The 3,936-nt window shown below is 68.7% G+C and carries 4 protein-coding genes; 1 reads left to right on the top strand and 3 read right to left on the bottom strand.

Annotated features, from left to right (window positions below; genetic code table 11):
• Together ACFPZL_RS10925 and ppk2 are read right to left on the bottom strand one after the other, a co-directional pair.
• Window positions 1–220, bottom strand: a 220-nt coding sequence (locus tag ACFPZL_RS10925; protein ID WP_382335413.1) for a SulP family inorganic anion transporter, incomplete at its 3' end; no start/stop codon positions are given.
• Window positions 221–399: 179 nt separating this feature from the next.
• Window positions 400–1,395, bottom strand: a complete 996-nt coding sequence (ppk2, locus tag ACFPZL_RS10930; RefSeq protein WP_236022104.1) for a polyphosphate kinase 2 — start codon at window positions 1,393–1,395, stop codon at window positions 400–402.
• Window positions 1,396–1,667: 272 nt separating this feature from the next.
• Between ppk2 and ACFPZL_RS10935 the strand changes: the two genes are divergently transcribed.
• Window positions 1,668–2,951: a peptidoglycan DD-metalloendopeptidase family protein gene (locus ACFPZL_RS10935; protein ID WP_382332883.1), complete on the top strand. Its 1,284-nt coding sequence runs from the start codon at window positions 1,668–1,670 to the stop codon at window positions 2,949–2,951.
• Window positions 2,952–3,102: 151 nt separating this feature from the next.
• Here ACFPZL_RS10935 and ACFPZL_RS10940 read toward each other — a convergent pair whose 3' ends face one another.
• On the bottom strand, window positions 3,103–3,594 hold the full coding sequence (locus ACFPZL_RS10940) for an inorganic diphosphatase (protein WP_218116044.1): 492 nt from the start codon (window positions 3,592–3,594) through the stop codon (window positions 3,103–3,105).
• Between the last annotated feature and the right edge of the window lie 342 nt (window positions 3,595–3,936).

Here is a 3,936-nt window from a genome sequence, read left to right on the forward strand (position 1 = left end):
GGGTGACGACCAGCCCGGCGACGATCGCCGTGACGAGGCCCGCCTCGGCGCCGACGCCGGAGCTCACCCCGAAGGCGAGCGCGAGCGGCAGCGCTACGATGCCGACCGTGACGCCGGCGATCAGATCGGAGCGCCAGCTGCGACGCAGCCCGCTGTAGTCGGCGGGGGAGGGCAGCAGGTGGGCGAGCGAGCGGCGACCCGCGCGGGATCCTGATCGCATCGTCCTCATCGCCCCTTCCCGACCGGGCCGTGATCCGGCCCCCACGGGACGGATCCTACTCGACCGGCGATCCTGATCATCTTCGTCGGGCCGTCGCGGGGCCCGTTGCAGGTCGTCCCGTCGCCGGGCCGCTCGTCGCGGGCCGGTGGCGGCCGCCTGCCCGACGTGGCCGGACTGCGCTACTGCACGACGGGGAACGAGCCGGTCGGACCCTCGCCCTCGTCGTAGACGCTCGACGGGCTGCCGATGATCAGCGGATCGGGGGTGCCGACGAGCTTGTGGTCCTTGTCCGGGTAGTCGAAGAGCGAGAGCACCCAGCGCATCGCCTCGAGGCGGGCGCGCTTCTTGTCGTTCGACTTCACGACGGTCCACGGCGCGTGCGGCGTGTCCGTGTAGAAGAACATCGCCTCCTTCGCCTGCGTGTAGTCCTCCCACTTGTCGAGGCTCGCCAGGTCGGTCGGCGAGAGCTTCCACTGCTTCACCTCGTCGCCGCTGCGGGAGACGAAGCGCGCATGCTGCTCGGCGCGGCCGACCGAGAACCAGAACTTGATCAGGTGGATGCCCGAGTTGACGAGCATCCTTTCGAATTCGGGCGCGGATCGGGTGAACTCGAGATACTGCTGCGGCGTGCAGTATCCCATCACGCGCTCCACTCCGGCACGGTTATACCAGGAGCGGTCGAACATGACGATCTCGCCGCCCGTGGGGAGGTGCGCGACGTAGCGCTGGAAGTACCACTGCTTCTGCTCGCGCTCGGTGGGGATCTCGAGCGCCACGACGCGCGCGCCGCGGGGATTCATGTGCTCGGTGAAACGCTTGATCGCACCGCCCTTGCCGGCGGCGTCGCGGCCCTCGAAGAGGATCACGATCTTCTCGCCCCGCTCCTTGACCCAGGCCTGCAGCTTGAGCAGCTCGATCTGCAGCTTGCGCTTCTCGCGCTCGTACCGCGCGCGGCCGACCTTCTTGTCATAAGGGTAGCCCTGCCGCCACGGCGCGTCGGGGCCGTCGTCCTTCGGGCTCTTCTTCCCGGCGCGGCGGAGCTCCGCGATCTCATCGATCTCCGGAGTCACGTCGATCTGGTTCGGCTGGGCCGCGACGAAGACGTCTCCCTCCGCAGTCGTGACGGTCTTCTCCGTGTCGGATCCGTTCGGTGACGTGCGGTCGTTCTGCTCCACGAGACTCCCTCGATGCATAGCTGATCCAATGCCGAACTGACGCTCGGTCATACTTTCAGAATAAAGCGCGACTCCGTATGCGCGAAACCTATGCGCGGACACGCACAACCGGGGCCTCCGTCGATACCGGTCGCCCATGTGCATCTCGCGAAAGCGCCGACGCGAAGCCTGTGAGAACACCGACGCGAAGCCTGCCAAAACGCCGCGTCGTGCGGCCGGGAACCTTGACCTTCAATGCTAGCCTGAGGCTTCGGATGGAGGGTGGTCGAGCTATGCCCGTGCAGGCAAGAAGGGCTCCGAGGCGCTGGATCGCAGCGTTCGGCGTCATGCTGTTCGTCAGCGGCGCCGTGCTCGGCGGTCAGATCGGCGCGGACCCGGCGCAGGCCGTCACCGGGCTGCCCACCTGGGACGACGTCCAGGCGGCGAAGCGCAGCGAGGCCGCCGCAGCCAAGAAGGTCAAGGAGATCAAGGAGCTCCTCGCCGAGAGCGAATCCGAACTCGAGCGACTCCGCGACGCCTCCGCTGCGGCGATGGAGAAGGCCAGGATCGCCGAAGAGGCGCTGCAGGCCGCCGCCGCCAAGTCCGAGCTGCTCGACAAGCAGGCGGAGCAGAGCCGCAAGGAGGCCGACGAGGCCACCGAGCAGGCCGCTTCCCTCGTGTCTCAGATGTACCGCTCCGGAGGCGTCGACCGCAGCGTCGAGCTCTTCCTCCAGACCGACGGCGACACCGCCGACGCCCTGCTCGAGCGCCTCGCGGCGATGGAGAAGGCCACCGAGCGCAACACCACCGTCTCCGAGCAGGCCGAGCAGGCGACCAACACCGCCGCATCCCTCGGAGAGCAGGCCGAGGTCGCCCGCGCAGAACGCAAGACCCTCAGCGACACCGCCAAGAAGGAATCCGACGCCGCCGCGCAGGCCGCAGCGGATCAGGCCGTGCTCCTCGCCGAGCAGCAGGACCGGCAGGACGTGCTCAAGGCGCAGCTCGAAGCGCTCGAGGACAAGACCACCAAGACGGTCGACGGCTACAAGGAGCGCCTCCGGAAAGAAGAGGAAGCGCGCAAGAAAGCCGAAGAAGAGGCCCGCAAGAGAGCCGAGCGAGAAGCCAAGAAGAACGGCGGTGGCGGCGGTGGCGGTGGATCATCGGACGGCGGCTCCGGTGGCGGCGGCGGTGGCGGTGGCGGCGGAAGCAACGGCTGGCTCCGACCCATCTCCGGCGGCTGGATCTCGACCTACTACTGGGGCTACTACGGCCACACCGGCGTCGACATCGCGGCAGGCTGCGGCACCCCGATCTACGCGGCCAAGAGCGGCACCGTCGGCTTCGTCGGCTGGGGCGGCAACTACGGCAACTTCGTCTGGATCAACCACGGCGACGGCTACGTCACCCGCTACGCCCACCAGAGCCGCTTCGCCGTGAGCTACGGCGAGTCGGTGAGTCGAGGCCAGGTCATCGGCTACGTCGGCACCACCGGCAACAGCACCGGCTGCCACCTGCACTACGAGGTCATGATCAACGGCGTCTTCCAGAACCCGATCCCGAGCTACATGTCCGGCTGACGCCCGCACCGCGGCACCACTGCGGTGCCGCGGTGGTGCCGCTACGGCGCATCGTCCCGCACACGCGCAACGCCCCGGGCTCCGACCTTCGTCGGAACTCCGGGGCGTTGCGCGTTGCCGGTCGGCTCAGAGCCGGTCAGTGCTGAGCCGGTCAGTGCTGGTCTGCGAGGCGCTGCTGCGCCTCGATGATGAGCTGCTCGGCGTCGGCCGCCGAACCCCAGGCGTCCACCTTGACCCACTTGCCGGGCTCGAGATCCTTGTAGCGCTCGAAGAAGTGGGTGATCTCCTTGCGCGTGTACTCGGGGATGTCGTCCACGTCCTGGATCCAGGTCCAGCGCGGATCCTTCGCCTGCACGGCGACGACCTTGTCGTCGCCGCCGGCCTCGTCGCTCATGCGCAGCACGCCGACCGGGCGGACCTTGATGCCGACACCGGGGAACACGGGGTAGTCGAGCAGCACGAGCACGTCGAGCGGGTCGCCGTCCTCGCCCAGGGTCTCCTCGAAGAAGCCGTAGTCGGCAGGGTAGACGAAGTTCGTGTAGAGCACGCGGTCGAGGTAGACGCGGCCGGTCTCGTGGTCGACCTCGTACTTGTTGCGGCTGCCCTTGGGAATCTCGATGACGGCGTCGAATGCGGCGGTCATGCGCGCTCCTTGTGTTTGTGTGATGTTCGTGTCGGTGCGACCCCACCAACTTTACCCCCGCGGTGATCGTCGCGACGGCCGTGGGTGCTCCTCACCATGAGCGGCCCCCTTCCCGACGAGCGGCATGGTTGTTCGCGGTGAGGAACGGTGCCGCTCGTCGGGAAGGGGGCCTTTCGCGACGCAGTGGGGCGGGGTGGCGGGACGGGGGCAGGGGAGGCAGGTGGGCGTTGGGACGGCAGCCGGGGCGGACGTTGCCGCGGCCGGGCAGAATGGAGAGGTGAGCGCAGCGGATCCGATGGCCGGGGCCGGGCGGCCCGACCCGGCCGCCCGGCCCTGGGGGCG

Origin of the sequence: Leucobacter soli (genome assembly GCF_042659205.1) — a bacterium.
GTDB lineage: Bacteria > Actinomycetota > Actinomycetes > Actinomycetales > Microbacteriaceae > Leucobacter > Leucobacter soli.